Source organism: Knoellia sp. 3-2P3 (genome assembly GCF_029223115.1).
Taxonomy (GTDB): domain Bacteria; phylum Actinomycetota; class Actinomycetes; order Actinomycetales; family Dermatophilaceae; genus Pedococcus_A.
In genome coordinates, this window is record NZ_JARGZE010000002.1 from 684,924 (window position 1) to 702,845 (window position 17,922).

The 17,922-nt window shown below is 71.0% G+C and carries 18 protein-coding genes; 10 read left to right on the forward strand and 8 right to left on the reverse strand.

All coding sequences use genetic code 11. The features are described from left to right. Positions 1-6 precede the first annotated feature (6 nt). Positions 7-909 (forward strand): TIGR01777 family oxidoreductase, encoded by a 903-nt coding sequence (locus P0Y31_RS08730; protein WP_275868369.1) that lies wholly within the window; start codon positions 7-9, stop codon positions 907-909. A 44-nt stretch (positions 910-953) separates the two neighbouring features. On the opposite strand, the gene P0Y31_RS08735 is transcribed toward P0Y31_RS08730, so the two are convergent. After that, the gene (locus tag P0Y31_RS08735; RefSeq protein ID WP_275868371.1) at positions 954-2,396 is read right to left on the reverse strand and encodes a serine/threonine-protein kinase; all 1,443 of its coding nucleotides are present in this window, start codon (positions 2,394-2,396) and stop codon (positions 954-956) included. Between the two features lie 96 nt (positions 2,397-2,492). Between P0Y31_RS08735 and P0Y31_RS08740 the strand changes: the two genes are divergently transcribed. Both P0Y31_RS08740 and P0Y31_RS08745 read left to right on the forward strand, forming a co-directional pair. Continuing rightward, on the forward strand, positions 2,493-3,218 hold the full coding sequence (locus P0Y31_RS08740) for a peptidase E (protein ID WP_275868373.1): 726 nt from the start codon (positions 2,493-2,495) through the stop codon (positions 3,216-3,218). A 287-nt stretch (positions 3,219-3,505) separates the two neighbouring features. Next, positions 3,506-4,441: a DUF1996 domain-containing protein gene (locus P0Y31_RS08745; RefSeq protein WP_275868375.1), complete on the forward strand. Its 936-nt coding sequence runs from the start codon at positions 3,506-3,508 to the stop codon at positions 4,439-4,441. Positions 4,442-4,564: 123 nt separating this feature from the next. On the opposite strand, the gene P0Y31_RS08750 is transcribed toward P0Y31_RS08745, so the two are convergent. Together P0Y31_RS08750 and P0Y31_RS08755 are read right to left on the reverse strand one after the other, a co-directional pair. Next, on the reverse strand, positions 4,565-5,605 hold the full coding sequence (locus P0Y31_RS08750) for a Gfo/Idh/MocA family oxidoreductase (protein ID WP_275868377.1): 1,041 nt from the start codon (positions 5,603-5,605) through the stop codon (positions 4,565-4,567). Beyond that, on the reverse strand, positions 5,602-7,785 hold the full coding sequence (locus tag P0Y31_RS08755; protein ID WP_275868379.1) for an MMPL family transporter: 2,184 nt from the start codon (positions 7,783-7,785) through the stop codon (positions 5,602-5,604). The genes P0Y31_RS08750 and P0Y31_RS08755 overlap by 4 nt, the downstream gene beginning before the upstream one ends. A gap of 128 nt (positions 7,786-7,913) precedes the next feature. Here P0Y31_RS08755 and lipB point away from each other — a divergent pair, with 128 nt between their 5' ends. Further along, positions 7,914-8,549, forward strand: a complete 636-nt coding sequence (lipB, locus tag P0Y31_RS08760; RefSeq protein ID WP_275868381.1) for a lipoyl(octanoyl) transferase LipB — start codon at positions 7,914-7,916, stop codon at positions 8,547-8,549. A 36-nt stretch (positions 8,550-8,585) separates the two neighbouring features. Beyond that, entirely contained in the window at positions 8,586-9,248 is a 663-nt protein-coding gene (locus P0Y31_RS08765; protein ID WP_275868382.1) for a hypothetical protein, read from the forward strand. Here the strand turns inward: P0Y31_RS08765 and P0Y31_RS08770 are convergent. Beyond that, positions 9,199-9,552, reverse strand: a complete 354-nt coding sequence (locus P0Y31_RS08770; protein ID WP_275868384.1) for a tetratricopeptide repeat protein — start codon at positions 9,550-9,552, stop codon at positions 9,199-9,201. The two genes, P0Y31_RS08765 and P0Y31_RS08770, sit on opposite strands and share 50 nt — an antisense overlap. Before the next feature lie 181 nt (positions 9,553-9,733). Here P0Y31_RS08770 and lipA point away from each other — a divergent pair, with 181 nt between their 5' ends. Together lipA and P0Y31_RS08780 are read left to right on the forward strand one after the other, a co-directional pair. Next, positions 9,734-10,744 (forward strand): lipoyl synthase, encoded by a 1,011-nt coding sequence (gene lipA / locus P0Y31_RS08775; protein WP_275868386.1) that lies wholly within the window; start codon positions 9,734-9,736, stop codon positions 10,742-10,744. A 20-nt stretch (positions 10,745-10,764) separates the two neighbouring features. After that, entirely contained in the window at positions 10,765-11,499 is a 735-nt protein-coding gene (locus tag P0Y31_RS08780) for a DUF4191 domain-containing protein (RefSeq protein ID WP_275868388.1), read from the forward strand. A gap of 10 nt (positions 11,500-11,509) precedes the next feature. Here the strand turns inward: P0Y31_RS08780 and P0Y31_RS08785 are convergent, their stop codons facing one another. Then, the gene (locus P0Y31_RS08785) at positions 11,510-12,370 is read right to left on the reverse strand and encodes a hypothetical protein (protein ID WP_275868389.1); all 861 of its coding nucleotides are present in this window, start codon (positions 12,368-12,370) and stop codon (positions 11,510-11,512) included. 153 nt (positions 12,371-12,523) lie between these two features. On the opposite strand from P0Y31_RS08785, the gene P0Y31_RS08790 reads away from it, so the two are divergent. Both P0Y31_RS08790 and P0Y31_RS08795 read left to right on the forward strand, forming a co-directional pair. Then, positions 12,524-13,399, forward strand: coding sequence for a DUF4097 family beta strand repeat-containing protein (locus P0Y31_RS08790; RefSeq protein WP_275868391.1), 876 nt, complete (start codon positions 12,524-12,526; stop codon positions 13,397-13,399). A 3-nt stretch (positions 13,400-13,402) separates the two neighbouring features. After that, positions 13,403-13,999: a PadR family transcriptional regulator gene (locus P0Y31_RS08795; protein WP_275868393.1), complete on the forward strand. Its 597-nt coding sequence runs from the start codon at positions 13,403-13,405 to the stop codon at positions 13,997-13,999. A 56-nt stretch (positions 14,000-14,055) separates the two neighbouring features. Here the strand turns inward: P0Y31_RS08795 and P0Y31_RS08800 are convergent, their stop codons facing one another. Further along, on the reverse strand, positions 14,056-14,529 hold the full coding sequence (locus P0Y31_RS08800; protein WP_275868395.1) for an RDD family protein: 474 nt from the start codon (positions 14,527-14,529) through the stop codon (positions 14,056-14,058). Positions 14,530-14,754: 225 nt separating this feature from the next. Here P0Y31_RS08800 and glnA point away from each other — a divergent pair, with 225 nt between their 5' ends. Further along, complete coding sequence (glnA, locus tag P0Y31_RS08805) at positions 14,755-16,179, forward strand: type I glutamate--ammonia ligase (protein WP_275803564.1); 1,425 nt, start codon at positions 14,755-14,757, stop codon at positions 16,177-16,179. A 592-nt stretch (positions 16,180-16,771) separates the two neighbouring features. On the opposite strand, the gene P0Y31_RS08810 is transcribed toward glnA, so the two are convergent. Both P0Y31_RS08810 and P0Y31_RS08815 read right to left on the reverse strand, forming a co-directional pair. Then, complete coding sequence (locus P0Y31_RS08810; RefSeq protein ID WP_275868396.1) at positions 16,772-17,119, reverse strand: hypothetical protein; 348 nt, start codon at positions 17,117-17,119, stop codon at positions 16,772-16,774. Between the two features lie 138 nt (positions 17,120-17,257). Further along, positions 17,258-17,839: a hypothetical protein gene (locus tag P0Y31_RS08815; protein WP_275868397.1), complete on the reverse strand. Its 582-nt coding sequence runs from the start codon at positions 17,837-17,839 to the stop codon at positions 17,258-17,260. Positions 17,840-17,922: the final 83 nt, after the last annotated feature.

Here is a 17,922-nt window from a genome sequence, read left to right on the forward strand (position 1 = left end):
GCAGGAATGCCGCAGCGCGTTGCCATCACCGGGGCCTCGGGACTGATCGGCAGCGCGCTGTCGGCTTTCCTGAGCGAGCGCGGGGACGAGGTCCTGCACATCGTGCGCCGGCCTGCCCGAACGTCCGCCGAGATCACGTGGGACCCCAGCAACCGGCAGCTGGAGGCGGCGGCCCTGGCCAACGTCGACGCCGTCGTGCACCTCGCCGGCGCCAACGTCGGCGAGAAGCGCTGGACGCCGAGCCGCAAGCAGGAGATCTTCGCCTCGCGGGTCGACGGCACCCACACCCTGGCTGCTGCGCTGGCCGAGGCCGACCACCCGATCCGGCTGGTCAGCCAGTCGGCGGTCGGCATCTACGGCAGCGACCGTGGTGACGAGATCCTCACGGAGAAGTCCGAGAGCGGGCACGGGTTCCTCGCGGAGGTCGTGCGGGCCTGGGAGGCGGCCGCAGAGCCGGCCCGGGCTGCCGGGCTCGCCGTGGCGCACCCCCGCACCGGCATCGTCCTCGCCCCTGGCTCGGGCGCGATGGGGCCGCTGCTGCGGCTGGCCCAGCTCGGGCTCGCCGGGCCGCTGGGCTCCGGCCAGCAGTTCTGGCCGTGGATCACCCTGCGTGACACCGTGCGCGCGCTGGCCTTCCTGGTCGACCGCCCGGAGATCACCGGACCGGTCAACGTGGTCGGTCCGGCGCCCGCGCGGCAGAAGGACATCGCCGCCGAGCTCGCCCGGCAGCTGCACCGCCCCGCCCTGCTGCCGGCGCCGGGCATGGGGGTGCGGCTCTACCTCGGGGAGTTCGCCAACGACATCCTGGGCAGCCAGCGGGTGGTGCCCGAACGGCTCTGCGAGAGCGGCTTCGCGCACGAGCACGACTCCCTCCCCAAGGCCATCGGGTGGCTGCTGGCCCACCAGTGACCGAGCCGCCCGGAACGAAAGCGGCTCCTGCTCCGGACCACGGCTCAGGCCGGCGCGATGCTCTCGACCAGCCAGCCGCCCGGCGACCAGCGCAGGCGCACGAGCAGCTCCCCGCCCGGCTCGGCGGGCCGGGCGGTGCGGGCGCTGCCCGGCCCCGTGACACGGTAGGCCTCGGTGTCGACGCGCGCCCTCAGCGTGGCCCGCTCGCCCTGCGCCGTCGCCAGCCGCGCTGAGCGCACCGTGAAGCGCAGGCCCTCGTAGCGCTCCCCCCTGCCCGACATCTCGCGGAGCAGGCGGGCGTCGGCCTGCCAGGCAGGCGAGGAAGGGACGTCGAGCTGCCCGAGCATCGCCGGGTCGCCCGACGTCAGCACCGCAGCCCGCAGGTCGGCCAGAGCCTGCATGAGCTGCTCCGGGCGCCGGTCGGGGGCCGCAGGGTCCGACCGTGCTGTCGCACGAGCAGCAGGGGCCGGGTCCCCGTCCCGGCTCGCGGCCCAGGCCGTGCCGGCCAGGCCCACCGTGAGCAGGAGCAGCGCGACGGCTGCGAGCCGTCCGGCGAGGACCGTCGAGGGCCCCTGCAGTCGCCGCGACAGCCGAGGTCGCCACGGCATGCCTCCCGCAGGCTCGGCGGCCGGCGGCTCGTCGCGAGGCGCACTGCGGAGGCGATGCGTGATCAGGGAGACCTCGTCGTCCCCGGCGACCAGCCTCAGCGGCTCGCACGGCGCGGCGTCGAAGAGCCGCAGGGCCACCTCGGCGGCACCCGGCCGCTCAGCGGGCATCGGCGACAGGCACTGCAGGACCACCTCCACCCAGGCCGGTGGCAGGCCGGGAGCCAGCCCCGCCAGCGGGCGGCGCAACCCCAGGGGCGGCGGCGGCTCGCCGGTGACGCAGGCCCACGCGAGGGCACCCACGGCATACACGTCGGACGCCGGTGTGGGCTGCTGACCGGCCTCGACCTCGGGGGCGGTGAAACCCGGTGTGCCGTAAACCTCGGCGGGCGCCTCGACCGCCAGCCGGGAGACCCCGAGGTCGGCCAGCAGGGGGCGCCCACTCCTTTCGAGGAGCACGTTGCCGGGCGCCACGTCGGCGTGCACGACACCCGCGGCGTGCACGCTGGCCAGCGCCCGGGCCACCGGGGCCACCACCGTCACCGCCTCCCCGGCACTGAGGTGGCCGCGCGCCCGCAGCACCGCGGCGAGCGAGCCGCCCTCCACGAAGTCGAGCACCAGGACCACTGCCTGGGGGTGATCGGGCAGCGAGAAGGCGTCATGGACCCGCACCAGCCCCTCGAAGGGCAGCCGGCGGAGCAGGACGGACTCCCGGACGGCGCGGTCCCCGTCACCGTGGGCCACCACGACCTTCACCGCCACCACCGTGCCGTCGGCGACGCGCGTGGCGCGCCAGACGACACTGCTGCCGCCGGCTGCGACGCGCTCGTGCAGCTCGTAGCCGGGCACCCGGGGGCGGGCCGGCACAGGCATCGCGTCCATGGACTCCACCCTGCCCGAGAGGCCGACCGACCCCGCCGGGATGTCCACAGGCCCCCTCTTGCCGGGACGCGAACCACGCGGCCTACGCTCTGCCCCATGCCCGCACCCCAGCCGACCATCGTGGCGACGTCGGGAGGCTACCGCTACGGCGAGCGCATCCAGATCGAGTTCAACGCCCTGCTGCACCACGCGATGGACCTCTCCGGCACCACCAGGTCCATCCCTCGCCTGACCCACCTCGGCACGGCCAACGGCGACCAGCGGTACTGGGGCGACCACATGCAGGAGGCGGCGCGTCACGCCGGCTGGGACCTGACCAACCTCAACCTGTTCCCGATGCCGAACCTCGACGACGTCGAGGGCCACCTGCTCGAGCAGGACGCCGTCTGGGTCAACGGCGGCTCGGTGGCCAACCTGCTGGCGGTCTGGGACGTGCACGACCTGCGGCCGGTGTTCCGGCGGGTCTGGGAGGCGGGCGTCGTGCTCGCCGGTGTGTCGGCCGGGTCGATCTGCTGGTTCCTGGGCGGTACGACCGACTCCTTCGGCCCGGAGCTGCGCGCGGTCACCAACGGTCTCGGCCTGCTGCCCTACGGCAACGGGGTGCACTACGACTCCGAGGAGCGCCGCCGCCCGCTGGTGCACCGCCTGGTCGCTGACGGCACCCTGCCGACGACGCACTGCACCGATGACGGCGTCGGCCTCGTCTACCACGGCACGGAGCTCGTCGAAGCCGTCAGCGAGCAGGACGGCAAGGGCGCCTACGTCGTCACCCGGGACGGCGACGGCGCGCGCGAGGAACGCATCGAGCCCCGCCGCCTCTGAGGCGCCCACGGTCACGCCCGCAATGTGGGCGAAATGCCATTTTGTGACGCAGATCACACCGGTCGTCGAAATGCGCAGGTCACACGCCTTTGGGCGATTCCGCCCGACCGCACGGACTCACGCAAACATGCTCAAACGCAGGATCGCTCGCGGGGCCGTTACTTTCCCGTGACCCATGTCTCCTTGTACCTTCGCGCAGGCCGCGGACGCTCCGGACCCCTGGCGACCCCCACCCCGGGGGGCACACCGCGGCCTGTGACACCCACCCCCTGTTAGGAGCAGCACGCATGCCCTCTGTCCCCCAACGCCACGTCGGCCGTCACCGCGGCAGCAAGAAGAGGACGCTTGGCGTCATGGCCCTGGTGACGGCTCTGCTGGGCGGATTCGGACTCGCCTTCGTCTCCTCGGTCGCCTCGGCACCGCCGTCCCAGGCCAAGGCCAAGATCAAGTGCAAGGAGACCACGGGCACCGACGACGTCGACCCGATCGTGCACCACAACGAGCCCGCCCAGGGCTCCGCCCACATGCACCAGTTCTTCGGCAACAACAGCTTCCTCTCCCTCGCCAACCCCAACACGGCGAACTACGAGGACCTGCGCAACGGCGGGACGAACTGCGAGAACCCGGCCGACACCGCCGGGTACTGGACTCCCGTCCTGAGGTACAAGAACACCGGCGCCATCGTCCCCACCCGCGCCTTCACCGCGTACTACCGCAGCTGGGACTTCAAGGACTTCGGTGAGGGCGTCCCGCTGCCCGACGACGTCCGCCTGATCGGCACGAAGTTCAACTGGACCTGCGGACAGTTCGAGAACGTCGCCCCGCAGCAGTCCGTCCCCGACTGCTCCATGGCCGACGGACGCCCCGGCTCGACCCTCACCGCCCACATCGACTTCCCGTCGTGCTGGGACGGGGTCAAGCCCTCGCACAGCCCCGACGAGGTCGGCGACACGCGTGACAACAAGCACTTCGCCTACCGGGTCGGCAAGTCCTGCCCCGCCGGCTTCCCGATCAAGACCGTCCAGCTCCGCGAGACGATCCAGTTCCAGTACACCGGCAAGGGCGACGACGTGGAGCTGTCGAGCGACCACGAGAAGGGCACGACCGACGGCCGCTCGATGCACGCCGACTTCTGGAACGCCTGGGACCCGAAGGGCTTCGCCTCGATGGTCCGCAACTGCGTGAACCCGGGCGGGAACTTCACCACCGCCGAGTGCGGCTGAGCTGGACGTCCGCCCGGCCCGCGGAGGTGGAGGGATGCAGGGGATCCCACCACCCTGACGGCACCGGCGGCTGACGACGGGCCCCGGCAGGGCGAACCTGCCGGGGCCCGTCGCGTTGCCGGCCTAGTCGATCCGCTCGCCGGGGGTGATGACGTCGACGACGCGGCGGCCCTCGGCACTCACGCGGGCAGCGTCGATCACCGCCGCCGTGTGCACGGCGTCGCGCGGGTCGACGGGCATGTTGCCGACCGGGTCGTCACTGGTGAGCGCCGCCGCCACGGCGCGGTAGAAGTCGGCCTGGTGCGACTGCTGACGCACCACCGGCTCGCGCTCCTCGCCCCGGTAGATCCACCCCGCGTAGCCGTCGTCGTCGCGCAGCTCCGAGAAGATGTTCGGCTCGGACTCGAACTGGTTGAGCAGGAAGGCACCCCGGCTGCCGAGCACGCGCACCCGGGGACCGGGCGCCCCTGCGACCGACGTGGCGCTCAGGTGCGTGACGACCCCAGAGGTGTGCCGGCACGCCAGGAAGGCGTCGTCCTCGGCGTTGGTGGTGCGCGCGTGCACCTCGGCGTAGACGGTCTCGACCTCGCCGAACAGCTGCACTGCGGCGTCGACGAGGTGCGAGTGCAGGTCGAGCAGGATCCCGCCGCCCTGCTCCGGCTCCGCCTGCTCGCGCCACCGCTGCTTGGGCACGGGCCGCCACCGCTCCCAACGGAGCTCGGCGCGGTAGACGTCACCGATCGCACCGGAGCGCACCACCTCGGCCAGGGTGGCGTGCTCGGCGTCGTAGCGCCGGTTCTGGAAGACCGTCAGCGGCACCCCTGCCTGCTGGGCCGCGTCGACGACCTCGAGGGCCGCGTCGGAGTGCACGGCCAGCGGCTTGTCGACGACCACGGGACGCCCCGCCTCGATGACGGCGAGGGCGTGAGCGGCGTGGTCACCGCTGGGGGTGGCCAGCACGACGAGGTCGACGCCCTCCACGGCGAGGAGTGCCTCGAGGTCGGGCACCACTGCGGCTCCGGGGTGGTCCGTCTCGACGGCAGCGCGTCGCTCGGGGTTCGCAGTCGAGACCGCGGCGATCTCGAACCCTGCGTCCACCAGCAGTGGGGCGTGGATGTCGCGCCCCGCCATGCCGTAACCGGCCAGTCCCACGCGCATCGTCATGCGGTGACCCTAGCCGTCGCCTCGCTCTCCTCCGGGGAGGCCGGCTGCCGGTCCTCACGGGCGAGCCGGCTCGGCCACCAGATGCGTGGGCCGATGTCGTAGGCCAGTGCCGGTACGAGGAGGGAACGGACGACGAGGGTGTCGAGCAGCACGCCGAAGGCCACGATGAAGGCGATCTGGGCCAGGAAGAGCAGCGGCAGGATGGCCAGGGCGGAGAACGTCGCGGCCAGCACGATGCCGGCGCTCGTGATGACCCCTCCGGTCACGGCGAGCCCGACGAGGATCCCTCGGCGGGTGCCGACCCTCGTCGCCTCCTCCCGGACCCGCGTCATGAGGAAGATCGAGTAGTCGATGCCGAGGGCGACGAGGAAGACGAAGCCGTAGAGCGGCGTCGACGGGTCGGCCCCCGGGAAGTCGAGCACGTGGTTGAACACCAGCGCCGAGATGCCCAACGTGGCCGCGAAGGAGATGACGTTGGCGACGACAAGCAGCAACGGCGCCACGAACGACCTGAGCAGCACGGTCAGCACGAGGAAGACGACGGCGAGGATGGCGGGGATGATGACCCGCAGGTCGCGGTCGCTGGCGTCGCGCACGTCGACGTTCATCGCCGTCTGTCCCCCCACGAGCACCTCGGTGCCCACGGCGTCGAGGTCGGCGCGCAGCCGCCGCACCACGTCGTCAGCCTCGGGGCTGTCGGCCGATGCCGTCAGGGTCGCCTGCACGAGGACGTTGCCGTCGACGACCTTGGGCGGGGCACCCGGTGCCAGCCCGGCATACGGCTCGTTGACGCCCTCCTCCTTCGAGAGCACGTCGATCACCTGCTGGGCCTTGGCCTCGGGCGCGAGGACCTGCACCGGGCTGCCGGAGCCGGCCGGGAAGTGCTTGGCCAGCACCTCCTGCCCGGTGACGGACTCCACCTCGGTGAGGAAGGTGTCGGCCTGCGTGATGCCCTCGGCCTTGAACGTGGGCAGGAACGCCGCCGCGGCCAGCAGGGCCGCCAGGGTGAGCACCCAGGTGCGTCGTGGGTGGTTGCCGACCAGCGAGGCCACGCGGCCCCACACGCCGCGCCCGCCGATCTTGTCCTCCTTGTGGACGTGGTCGACCCGGGGGACCGCCGGCCAGAAGATGCGCCGCCCGAACAGCAGCAGGACGGCGGGAAGGAAGGTCAGCGCCGCGACCAGGGCGCCGACGATGCCCAGCGCGCCCACCGGGCCCAGCCCCGAGGTGCTGGCCAGATCGGAGAGCAGGAGGCACAGCAGGCCCAGGACCACCGTGGCGGCACTGGCGGCGATCGGCTCCACCGACCCGCGCCAGGCCCGCTTCATCGCCGCCCAGGTGCTCTCCTGGTCGTGCAGCTCCTCCTTGTAGCGGGAGACCAGCAGCAGCGCGTAGTCGGTGGCGGCGCCGACGACGAGGATGAAGAGGATGCCCTGCGACTGGCCGGACAGGCCGATGACGTCGTTGTCGGCCAGCGGGTAGACCACCAGGACCGCCAGGGCCAGGCCGAAGATCGCCGTGATGAGCACGGCGAAGGGCAGGATCGGGCTCCGGTAGACCACGAGCAGGATGACGAAGACGACGCCGAGGGCGACCAGCAGCAGAATGCCGTCGATGCCGCCGAAGGCGTTGACGAGGTCTGCGGTGATGCCGCCCGGGCCCGTGACGTAGGTGGCGAGGCCGACCGGTGCCAGCGTCTTCTCGGCCGCGGCCCGCAGCGCCTCGGTCGCCTCGAAGAGGGCGCTGGTCTCCTCCACCGTCGCCGTGGCCGTGGCCTCGTCGACCGGCACGACGAGCAGCAGGGCCTCGCCGTCCTGGCTCGGGATGGCGGCCCGCGGTGTCTCGGTGAGGTAGTCGCCGAGTGTCTTGCCCTCGCCGACACCCGGGAGCTCGAGGTCCGGCAGCGCGGTGACGTAGTCGGCCGCGGCCTGCTGCTGCTCGGGCGTGACCTTCCCGTCGGACTCCATGACGATGACGAAGGGCAGTGACTCGCTCTCGCTGAACCGGGCCACCTCGCTCATGACCTCGGTCGACTCCGCGGCCTCGGGCAGGAACGAGGCGTTGTCGTTCTTCTGCACCTCGGAGAGCTTCCCGACGAGCGGGCCTCCCACTCCCCCGATCGCGAACCACAGCAGCACCATGACCAGTGCACCAAGACGAACGACCCAGCGAGATCTCATCAGGCTCCCCAGCTCTGTCAGGCCACGTCCGGTTGGCTGCAGCCGCGCGAGCACCACCCTATGCGGATGCCGCCCACCGGCATTCGGAGGGCGGCCGCGGTCGGATTGGCGGGGCGTACCCTTGCGCCATGCGTTTCGAGCACCTCGGCTTCGCCCCTGACTTCGTGGACTACCTGTCGGCCTGGGAGCGCCAGCGCGAGGTCCACGCCGACGTCGTGGCGGGCGCCGAGGACACCGTGCTGCTCCTCGAGCACGCGCCGGTCTACACCGCCGGCAAGCGCACCGAGCCCCACCAGCGCCCCTTCGACGGCACCCCCGTCGTGGACGTTGACCGCGGGGGCCTCATCACGTGGCACGGCCCGGGCCAGCTCGTCGGCTACCCCATCGTGCGGCTGCACGGGGTGCCGATCGACGTGGTCGCCCACGTCCGGCGCCTGGAGGAGGTCATGATCCGGGTGTGTCGCGAGTTCGGGGTCGAGACCGAGCGCGTCGAGGGCCGTTCGGGCGTGTGGGTGCTCGCCGACGACCGCGGGCCCGACCGCAAGCTCGGCGCCATCGGCGTGCGCGTCAGCCGGCAGGTGACGATGCACGGGTTCGCCCTCAACTGCGACGCCGACCTCTCGTGGGCCGACAACATCATCGCGTGCGGCATCGACGACGCCGGCGTCAGCTCGATCAGCCGGGAGGCCGGGCACACCGTCAGCGTGCAGGACGTCCTCCCCTATGCCGAGAAGCACCTCGCGGACGTCCTCGACCCCTCCTGAGCCCAGCCCCCTGGCTCGGGAAGACACCACCGTCCCGTGCCGGTCGAACCCCGCATGCGCTTCCGGGTCCTCCAACTGGGACTGTCGTGTGTCGTCCTCGGCGCCGGAGTGGCCCTGCTGCTCGACGCCGCGCTGGGCTCCGACGGCTACTCCTCCCTCGTCTCCGGGCTGTCCCTGGCCACCGGGGTCTCCTTCGCGCTGGTCAACATCGCGATCGGCGTCGCCCTCATCGCCCTGGCCTGGAGCCGCGGCACCCGCCCGGGTCTCGGCACGCTGGTCCAGCCGGTCGTCGTCGGAGGCGTCGTCGCCCTGCTGCTCCCGGCGCTGCCCTCCCCCGAGGACCTTGCCCTGCAGTTCGCCGAGCTCGCGGCCGCATTCGTCCTGCTGACGCTCGGCGTCGCCGGCTACCTCGCGACGCGCACCGGGGCGGGGCCGGCCGAGGCCGCGGCGCTGGCCTTCGACCCGCCCCTGGCCTTCCGCTGGAGCTACACCGTGCTCCAGGCCGGCGGAGCGCTGGGCGGCTGGGCGCTGGGCGCGGCAGTGGGACCGGGGACGGTCATCACCGCGTTGCTCGTCGGGCCGGCCGTCGACCTGACCACCCGCACGGTCTTCCGCGGGTCGGGCGCCCGGGCGAGGGCCTCCTCATGGGCTACTGGCCGGGCTGACCTCTCTGCGGCAGCAGGTCGTCGTTCCCGGTGAGCGCGGCGGCCACGCGAAGGTAGACGAGGGCCTCGTCGTGACGGCTCTGCCGCTGCAGCGACCGGCCCAGGATGATGTGCGCGTACGCGTCGACGGGTGAGCGCTCGATGAGCAGCCGGGCCTGCTCCTCGGCGCTGCGGAGCATCGCGGCGTGGAAGTACGCGCGCGCGAGCAGTGTGCGCACCTCCGCGTTGCCCGGCACCTCCTCGATGATGCCCTCGAGGATCGCCACGGCCTGGCGGTAGTTGCGCTGCTCGAAGTTGAGCTCGGCCATGCCGAACTGCAGGCGCAGCGAGTCGGTCATGCCGTCAGAACACCACAGGCCTCGCCGGTGTTCCACCCGTATGCCGGGGGCGGAGACCGCGGGAATGCGGCGGTTCCCGCAGGCGTACTCTTGAAGGACGCCCGGTGACCTCCGGGCACAGCCGTGCCCGACGGCATACCCGCTGTCGGGGCACCACCGAGGAGAAGGCAAGGGAGTCTTCGTGACTGTCGCACCCGAGGGCCGTCGGCTGCTGCGCGTCGAGGCGCGCAACGCCGAGACGCCGATCGAGAAGAAGCCGTCGTGGATCCGGACCACCGCCAAGATGGGCCCGGAGTACACGTCGCTGCACTCGATGGTCAAGCGTGAGGGCCTGCACACGGTGTGCCAGGAGGCCGGCTGCCCCAACATCTTCGAGTGCTGGGAGGACCGGGAGGCGACCTTCCTCATCGGCGGTGACATCTGCACCCGCCGCTGCGACTTCTGCGACATCGCCACCGGTCGGCCGCTCCCCCTCGACCGCGACGAGCCGCGCCGCGTCGCCGAGTCGATCGCGCAGATGGACCTGCGCTACGCCACCGTCACCGGTGTCGCGCGCGACGACCAGCCCGACGGCGCCGCCTGGCTCTACGCCGAGACGATCCGCGAGATCCACCGGCAGAACCCGACGACCGGTGTCGAGATCCTCCCGCCCGACTTCGGCGCCAAGCCCGAGCTCGTCAGCCAGGTCTTCGACGCCCGTCCCGAGGTGTTCGCCCACAACCTCGAGACCGTGCCGCGCATCTTCAGGAAGATCCGTCCCGCCTTCACCTACGAGAAGTCGCTGAGGGTGCTGAGCATGGCCCGTGAGGCCGAGCTGGTCACCAAGTCCAACCTCATCCTCGGTATGGGCGAGGAGGAGCACGAGATCGAGCAGGCCATGCGCGACCTGCACGACGCCGGCTGCGACATCCTCACCATCACGCAGTACCTGCGCCCCTCGAAGCTGCACCACCCGATTGACCGGTGGGTCAAGCCCGAGGAGTTCGTGCACTGGAGCGACCTCGCCAAGGAGATCGGCTTCAAGGGCGTCATGGCCGGACCGCTGGTGCGCTCGTCCTACCGCGCGGGCCGTCTCTACGCCCAGGCCATGACCCGATGGGGCAGGCCCATCCCGGAGCACCTCCAGCACCTCGCGACCAAGGCCGACGGCCCGGCCCGCCAGGAGGCGGCCTCGTTGGTGGCGCGCGGCTGACGACCCGTATCCTGACCCTCATGGCCCGCAAGGAGAAGCAGCAGTCGACCGCGCCCAAGAAGCAGGGGCGCGCCGGACAGATCCGCCAGGTGTTCACGGCTGCCCGCCGGGTCGACCGGCTCATCGGCTGGTGGATGCTGCTCGCGTTCGTCGCCACCCTCGCGGTGGTCGTCGGCATCGGCGTCCTGGTGGGCCACTGGGTCTACGCGCTGATCCTCGGCCTGCCGCTGGCGGTGCTCGCGGCGACCATCACCATGAGCCGCCGCGCCGAGCGGGCCGCCTACAGCGCCATCGAGGGGCAGCCGGGTGCCGCCGGCGCCGCCCTCGGCGCGCTGCGCCGCGGCTGGTTCTTCGAACAGCAGCCGGTGGCCCTCGACGGCGCCCGCGGCACCCGGCCCGAGGACATGACCGGCGCGGCCTTCGTCTTCCGCGCCGTCGGCCGCCCGGGCATCGTGCTGGTCGGCGAGGGTCCGCAGGGCCGCGTCACCCGCCTGCTCGAGGCCGAGCGCAAGAAGACCGCCCGCGTGGCCCCCGGCGTGCCCGTCCACCTGCTGACCGTCGGGGACGGCGAGGGCCAGGTGCCGGTGCGCAAGCTGTCGGGCAAGGTCCAGCGCATGAAGCCGGTGCTGACCAAGCAGGAGGTCTCGGTCGTCAACAAGCGGCTGAAGTCCCTCGGCGGCGTCCGGCCCCCGGTGCCCGCCGGCATGGACCCGATGCGCGCCCGCGTCGACCGCAAGGCGATGCGTGGCCGCTGAGGCCGCTTCTCTACCTGAGCTCGGCGAGCACCGCGTCGGCGAACCGGCCAAGCGCCCGGTCGGCGAGGCGGAGGAACAGGTCGGGCTCGATGACCTCGAGCTCCATGAGCGTCGGAGCGCCGTCGACGTCGATGAGGTCGACGCGGGCGTACGTGAGGGGTCCCGGCGCGCACCCCATGGCACGGCGGGCGGTCTCGAGTTCGGCCGCGCTCGGCGCGTGCGGCTGCTCGGTGCCGCCGTGGTGGGCCTGCACCCGGTAGTCGCCCTTGGCCGGCACCTTGCGCACGGCGTGGGAGAACGCGCCGCCGAAGAAGAGCAGCGACGTCTCGCCGGCCTCGATCTGCGGCGCGTAGGGCTGCACGACGACGTCACCACCGGCGACGAGGCGCTCGACGTGAGCGGCGGCTTCGCCCGAGCACGGGTCGGCCCGCAGCGTCTGTCGTGCACCACCGTCGACGGCTGGCTTGACGACCACGTCGGCCCAGCCGCAGTCGGCGAGCCGCTCGGCCGCGTGGGTGGTGCCGCCGGCCAGCAGGATCGTGGGCAGCACCGGCACGCCCCGCTCCCCCATCTCGGTCAGGTAGCCCTTGTGCGAGTTCCACCGGATCACGCTGGCGGGATTGACGATTCGTGTCGCGGCGGCGACCTCATCGACCCAGCGCAGGAACCGGTCGAGGTGGTCGAAGTAGTCCCAGGGTGAGCGGACGACCACGAGGTCGTAGCCGGTCCAGTCGACCGTCGCGTTCCACGCGTGGAGGTCGGCGCGAGCCCCCGCCTCGCGCAGGGCCTCGACGACGAGCGGGGCCTCCGGGTCGTGCTCGGCATACGCGAGCGAGTTCACGAAGGCGATCCAAGGCGCCCGGTGCGACATGCCCGCAGTCTCCCAGCGCGCCCGGGGGTACTGACCTCGGGGTGGCCAGCGGGTCACAACATCGCGCACCCGACAAGACCCTTGCATCGGCGGAGAACGCGATATAACGTGACGGGAAACGCGATATAGCGCGATCGGAGACAGGAGCAGGCCATGCCGGAGAAGTGGAGCGTGGAGGGCCCGCGGGTCCTCGACATCGGTGGGGACGGTGAGCAGGTCCGAGCCCTCAAGGTGGGCATCGTGGGCGGGCGGGTCGACGTCGTCACGCACGACGACTCCCCCACCGCCCGGGTCGAGGTCCTGGAGGTCGTGGGGCAGCCGGTGCTGGTGCGCTGGGACGGCTCGATGCTGAGGATCACGCACGGGCCGGACAGCGACGTGGGAGTCGTCGACCGGGTGCGCCAGACCGTCGAGGGCATCGACCACAACCGGGTCGTCGTCAGCGTCTCCATCCCACAGGAGGCGACGGCGACCGTCAGCACGGTCAGCGCCGACGCCCTGGTCGCGGGCGTTCGGGCCGCGGTCAGGACCAACACGGTCTCCGGCTCGCTCACCCTCGACGACCTCACCGGCGCAGCCTCCGTCAACACCGTCAGCGGTGCCGTGGAGTGCAGCCGGCTGAACGGTCCCCTGTCGGTGAACTCCGTCTCCGGCTCGGTGACGGCGCAGCGCAGCGACCTGCCCGACGTCAGCATCCACACAGTCAGCGGCGACGTGGCGCTCGACATGCTCAACGGGACGGCGAGCATCTCGTCGACGTCGGTGTCCGGCGACGTGACGGTTCGCTCCCCCATCCGCGGCTACGATGTGCGGGCCACCTCGCCCGGCGGCCAGGTCGTCGTGGACGGCCGCGAACTGCGGCACGGTCCGTACGCCGCCGGTGGGCAGCTGACCGAGGGCGACGGCGCGCTGCGGCTGAGGGCCAACGCGGTCACGGGCAACGTCGTGGTGCTCAGGGCAGCGCACGGCCCGGCCACGGGTGGGAGCGGCCTGGGCGAGTTCGGCAGCACCGGCGAGCAGGCGGTCTGACGGATGAGCCCGGTCTTCGCCCACGGCCAGCTGCGGCTCTACCTGCTGGCCCTGCTCAACGAAGGACCACGGCACGGCTACGAGGTGATCCAGGACCTCGAGCAGCGGTTCAACGGGCTCTACACGCCGAGTGCGGGCACGGTGTACCCGCGCCTGGCCAAGCTCGAGGAGGAGGGCCTCGTCGAGCGCGCCGACGAGGGGCGCAAGGCGGTCTACCGCATCACCGACGCCGGTCGCGCCGAGGTCTCCGCGCGGGCCGAGGAGCTCGCCACACTCGAGAGCGACCTCGACCACTCCGTCCACGAGCTCGCCGAACAGGTCCGGTCGCGGGTGAGCACCCAGAGCAGCGACCTGCGCACCGAGCTGAAGGAGGCCGCCCGCCAGGCCCGAAGCACCGCGACGCCCGCTGGTGGGGCCGACGCATGGCGAGGCTCGGCGCCGTCGGTGCGCCAGGACGTGGAGACCGCGGTGGCCGAGCTGCGGGAGGAGGCCCGGCGCGCGTGGCGCCAGTACGGGCTCACCTCGGAGCAGGGCCGCGAGGTTGTCGAGATCCTGTCCGACGCGTCACGCCGCATCCAGGAGGTGGTGCGCCGGCACTGACGGCGCGCCACCGCACGACCCCGCCCCGCGGCATACCTGCCCGAAGACGCGGCGGATCAGAGGCGCACGATGACGGTGCCGGCGGCTTTGTCGTGCAGCCCGCGCCCGTCGCGGTCCCAGAACATCGCCGGCAGGAACAGGCACAGCAGCACGGTGCGGACGAGCACCTGCACCGGGCGCGCGGCGGCACCGTTGATGCTGCGCACCTGCAGGCCGACCACGCGGTGGCCGATGGTGAAGCCGAGGGTGCCGACGAGGAGGAGGTTCTCGACGGCGAAGACCGCCAGGGTGATCCACGCGCCACCGTCGGCGGTGTCCGTGAAGGGCAGGGGCACGTCGAACAGGCCGAACGCGATGAGCGTGCACAGGGTCCAGTCGATGAGGACCCCGAGCACGCGCCGCCCGACCCGGCCGATGGACCCGGCGCCCTCGCGCGCGAGACCGAGGCGCTCCCCCGGGTACTCGGTGCTCTCCGGCGCCCGCGAGCCCGGGCCCTCGAGCCAGGAGCCGATGTCCTTGCGATCCACCACGTGGCCAGCCTAGTTCGTGGCCCTGTGACGAGCCCCGGCCGGTATGCCGCGTGCGCGACCCTGTGCCGCGCCCAAGTCCGGTGAGTGGGCGCCGACATCCGGATCGTGAGACGGTCTTTCCGTAACACCGGCGAAACATTTGGGTCATGGGTGGGAAACCCGCGGCCGTTACGGTGGGTCGCGACGCACCGGGTGGCTTCCCGCCGCCCCTTCACAGGAGGCTAGATGTTCAGCAACGCTGACGAGGTCCTCTCGTTCATCAAGGACGAGGACGTCAAGTTCGTCGATATCCGTTTCTGCGACCTGCCGGGCGTGATGCAGCACTTCAACGTGCCTGCCCACAGTGTCGACAAGGACTTCTTCACCAACGGCCAGATGTTCGACGGCTCCTCGATCCGCGGCTTCCAGGCGATCCACGAGTCCGACATGAAGCTCGTCCCCGACGTGCGCACCGGCTTTGTGGACCCGTTCCGCAAGGAGAAGACGCTCGTCATGAACTTCTCCATCGTCGACCCGTTCACCGGTGACTCCTACAGCCGCGACCCGCGCAACATCGCCGCCAAGGCGGAGGCCTACCTGAAGTCGACCGGCATCGCCGACACCGCCTACTTCGGCGCCGAGGCCGAGTTCTACGTCTTCGACGACGTCCGCTTCGAGACCAAGGCGAACGCCAGCTACTACTACATCGACTCCATCGAGGCCGCGTGGAACAGCGGCCGCGAGGAGGAGGGTGGCAACCGCGGCTACAAGACCCGCTTCAAGGGCGGCTACTTCCCCGTCCCGCCGGTCGACCACTTCGCCGACATCCGCGACAAGATGTGCCTCAACCTCGCCGAGGTCGGCCTCGAGGTCGAGCGCTCGCACCACGAGGTGGGCACCGCGGGCCAGCAGGAGATCAACTACAGGTTCAACACCCTGCTGCAGTCCGGCGACGACATCATGAAGTTCAAGTACGTCATCAAGAACACCGCCTGGGAGTTCGGCAAGACGGCCACCTTCATGCCGAAGCCGATCTTCGGTGACAACGGCTCGGGCATGCACACCCACCAGTCGCTCTGGAAGGACGGCGAGCCGCTGTTCTACGACGAGCGCGGCTACGGCGGCCTGTCGGACCTCGCCCGCTGGTACATCGGCGGCCTGCTGAAGCACGCCCCTGCCCTGCTGGCGTTCACCAACCCGACGGTCAACAGCTACCACCGCCTGGTGCCCGGCTACGAGGCCCCGGTCAACCTGGTGTACTCCGCCCGCAACCGGTCTGCCTGCGTGCGCATCCCGATCACGGGCAGCTCCCCCAAGGCCAAGCGCATCGAGTTCCGCGTGCCGGACCCGTCGTCCAACCCGTACCTGTGCTTCGCCGCGCAGCTCATGGCCGGCCTCGACGGCATCCGCAACCGCATCGAGCCGCCGGAGCCCGTGGACAAGGACCTCTACGAGCTGCCGCCGGAGGAGCACGCCGCCATCGAGCAGGTGCCCGGCTCGCTGCCCGAGGTGCTGAACGCGCTCGAGGCCGACCACGAGTTCCTGCTCCAGGGCGACGTGTTCACCGAGGACCTCATCGAGGCCTGGATCGAGTGGAAGCGCAAGAACGAGGTCGACCCGATCCGCTTCCGCCCGCACCCGCACGAGTTCGAGATGTACTTCGACATCTAGCCGAGCGCCAGCGAGGCAGATGTCGAACGAAGAGCTCAGCGACATCTGACAAGCACGGGTCTCTGACCTGCTGAGTGTCGCCTGAAACGGCGGCTGACCTGCGAACGTCTACGGACGCCCCGCAGCGTCAGCCGCCGTTTCGCGTTGGGTGCGACCTGCGCGTCCTCAAAGCTCCCCATGCCACACAATGGCGTCGTGACGACGAGTTCCGAAACCCCTGGGTCGTCGCGGGGGCCCGACCAGGTCGAGCCCGACCACTACGTTGTCGACGATCGATCAGACTCCCCTTCCGCCTTGTGGGCGCGCCGTTGGGAAGCACCGGGCTTTCGGCTGATCATGTGCGTCGGCTTCAGCATCATCTCGATTGTCAACTCACTCGAGCACGATGGCGTGTGGCGCCTGTTCTGGTGGGTCCTCGCTGCTTTCTTCCTGGTAGGGGCCGTAGTTCAACTGCAGACGTTTGCCAGGTGCCGCCGAGCGCCACGACAGCCCAGGCACCACTCGCGGGGCCCATGAGCGGGGTGGCGTGAGCCTGGTGAACGAGTCCGCGTCTGCCGCAAAGCGGGCTGCTGAGGCCGATGCTCTCCGACTGCTACATCATGTGAATGTTGTTGACCACCAGTCGGATACCGTCGGCCTGCTCAGACGCAGCACCCTCGAGGCTGTAGTCGGTTCGACCTTCAGAGTCCCAGAGGTCGACCACAAGCCACCAGGTCCCAGGCTCGCCGTCCATCGGCCCTGCGATGGACGACGCCCACGCTTCGGTGGGAAGGGGTGTCAGCTCGACGGCGTCTTCACGAAGCCAGAGAAGTGGATCGTCTCCGACGAAGGAGATCCGATCGTGCGATGCGAGAGCTCCAGGGTCCCCATCTCGGATCAGCCCCACGGCCACTTCAACAAGTCCACGAAAGCGCTCAGGGACAGGCTGGTCCTCATCCATGACTCACACGCTAGGGCAGCGTGGCGGTGAGTAGTGGCGAGCCTGTGGCGGGTCAGGCGACAACCATCCGGATGGCCCGCAGTCACCGGCACGAAAAGGCCAGCACGAGTGTTGACCGCGTGAATCGGTTTGGTGTGCTCACTCAGGAGATGAACGGGAGTCGTGCTCGTCCCAGCGCAGGTCCAGAGCATCGAGCCAGCCAAGATCGGTCTCGGACGGCGCAGCGGCCACAACCCAGTGCGCCTGCTCGGCTGCACAGATCATCAGGACCGTCCGATCCCGCACCCTGATCCGCTGCCTCGTGCCTGGCCAGCTCCACTCAGCGCAGGGCAGAGGGCTGGTGAGCTCCTCCAGGCGCCGAACCGCGTCCGTGCCGAACTCCTGCGCGCTGCGATGGGCGGGCAAAGCCCACACTGCCTCGAAGCCTGCGTGATGAAGCCAGAACGCCTCATCGTCCTCCTCGATCTCACGCCAGGGCGCTTCAGGCTCGTTCTCCCGCTCGACGAACCTGCCATCCGGGCGCCGCCCCCACAGCCACACCCCTTGGTTCTCGACCACCAGGACCTCGACGTCCCCATCTCTCCATGGTTCCGAGGGGACAGCGTTGAAGGACAGAAGAGGCTCGACCATCGCCCGCGGTTCCAAGCCCTCGTTCGAGGACCCGAACCACAGCGCGACGAACTCCGGCAGCGAACCTGACACCACGCCATCGTCGTGCATGTCGTCCCACGATGGTTCCGAACGCACTCACAGGCCGCGAAGGGCGTTCCCGGTCTCGTGATTGCGCACGGCGTGCGAGCTGA

Excerpts from the sequence above, each read along its gene's own strand:
- P0Y31_RS08730 (WP_275868369.1), top strand. The coding sequence starts at position 7 with ATGCCGCAGCGCGTTGCCATCACCGGGGCCTCGGGACTGATCGGCAGC.
- P0Y31_RS08735 (WP_275868371.1), bottom strand. The coding sequence starts at position 2,396 with ATGGACGCGATGCCTGTGCCGGCCCGCCCCCGGGTGCCCGGCTACGAG.
- P0Y31_RS08740 (WP_275868373.1), top strand. The coding sequence starts at position 2,493 with ATGCCCGCACCCCAGCCGACCATCGTGGCGACGTCGGGAGGCTACCGC.
- P0Y31_RS08745 (WP_275868375.1), top strand. The coding sequence starts at position 3,506 with ATGCCCTCTGTCCCCCAACGCCACGTCGGCCGTCACCGCGGCAGCAAG.
- P0Y31_RS08750 (WP_275868377.1), bottom strand. The coding sequence starts at position 5,605 with ATGACGATGCGCGTGGGACTGGCCGGTTACGGCATGGCGGGGCGCGAC.
- P0Y31_RS08755 (WP_275868379.1), bottom strand. The coding sequence starts at position 7,785 with ATGAGATCTCGCTGGGTCGTTCGTCTTGGTGCACTGGTCATGGTGCTG.
- lipB (WP_275868381.1), top strand. The coding sequence starts at position 7,914 with ATGCGTTTCGAGCACCTCGGCTTCGCCCCTGACTTCGTGGACTACCTG.
- P0Y31_RS08770 (WP_275868384.1), bottom strand. The coding sequence starts at position 9,552 with ATGACCGACTCGCTGCGCCTGCAGTTCGGCATGGCCGAGCTCAACTTC.
- P0Y31_RS08780 (WP_275868388.1), top strand. The coding sequence starts at position 10,765 with ATGGCCCGCAAGGAGAAGCAGCAGTCGACCGCGCCCAAGAAGCAGGGG.
- P0Y31_RS08785 (WP_275868389.1), bottom strand. The coding sequence starts at position 12,370 with ATGTCGCACCGGGCGCCTTGGATCGCCTTCGTGAACTCGCTCGCGTAT.
- P0Y31_RS08790 (WP_275868391.1), top strand. The coding sequence starts at position 12,524 with ATGCCGGAGAAGTGGAGCGTGGAGGGCCCGCGGGTCCTCGACATCGGT.
- P0Y31_RS08795 (WP_275868393.1), top strand. The coding sequence starts at position 13,403 with ATGAGCCCGGTCTTCGCCCACGGCCAGCTGCGGCTCTACCTGCTGGCC.
- glnA (WP_275803564.1), top strand. The coding sequence starts at position 14,755 with ATGTTCAGCAACGCTGACGAGGTCCTCTCGTTCATCAAGGACGAGGAC.
- P0Y31_RS08810 (WP_275868396.1), bottom strand. The coding sequence starts at position 17,119 with ATGGATGAGGACCAGCCTGTCCCTGAGCGCTTTCGTGGACTTGTTGAA.
- P0Y31_RS08815 (WP_275868397.1), bottom strand. The coding sequence starts at position 17,839 with ATGCACGACGATGGCGTGGTGTCAGGTTCGCTGCCGGAGTTCGTCGCG.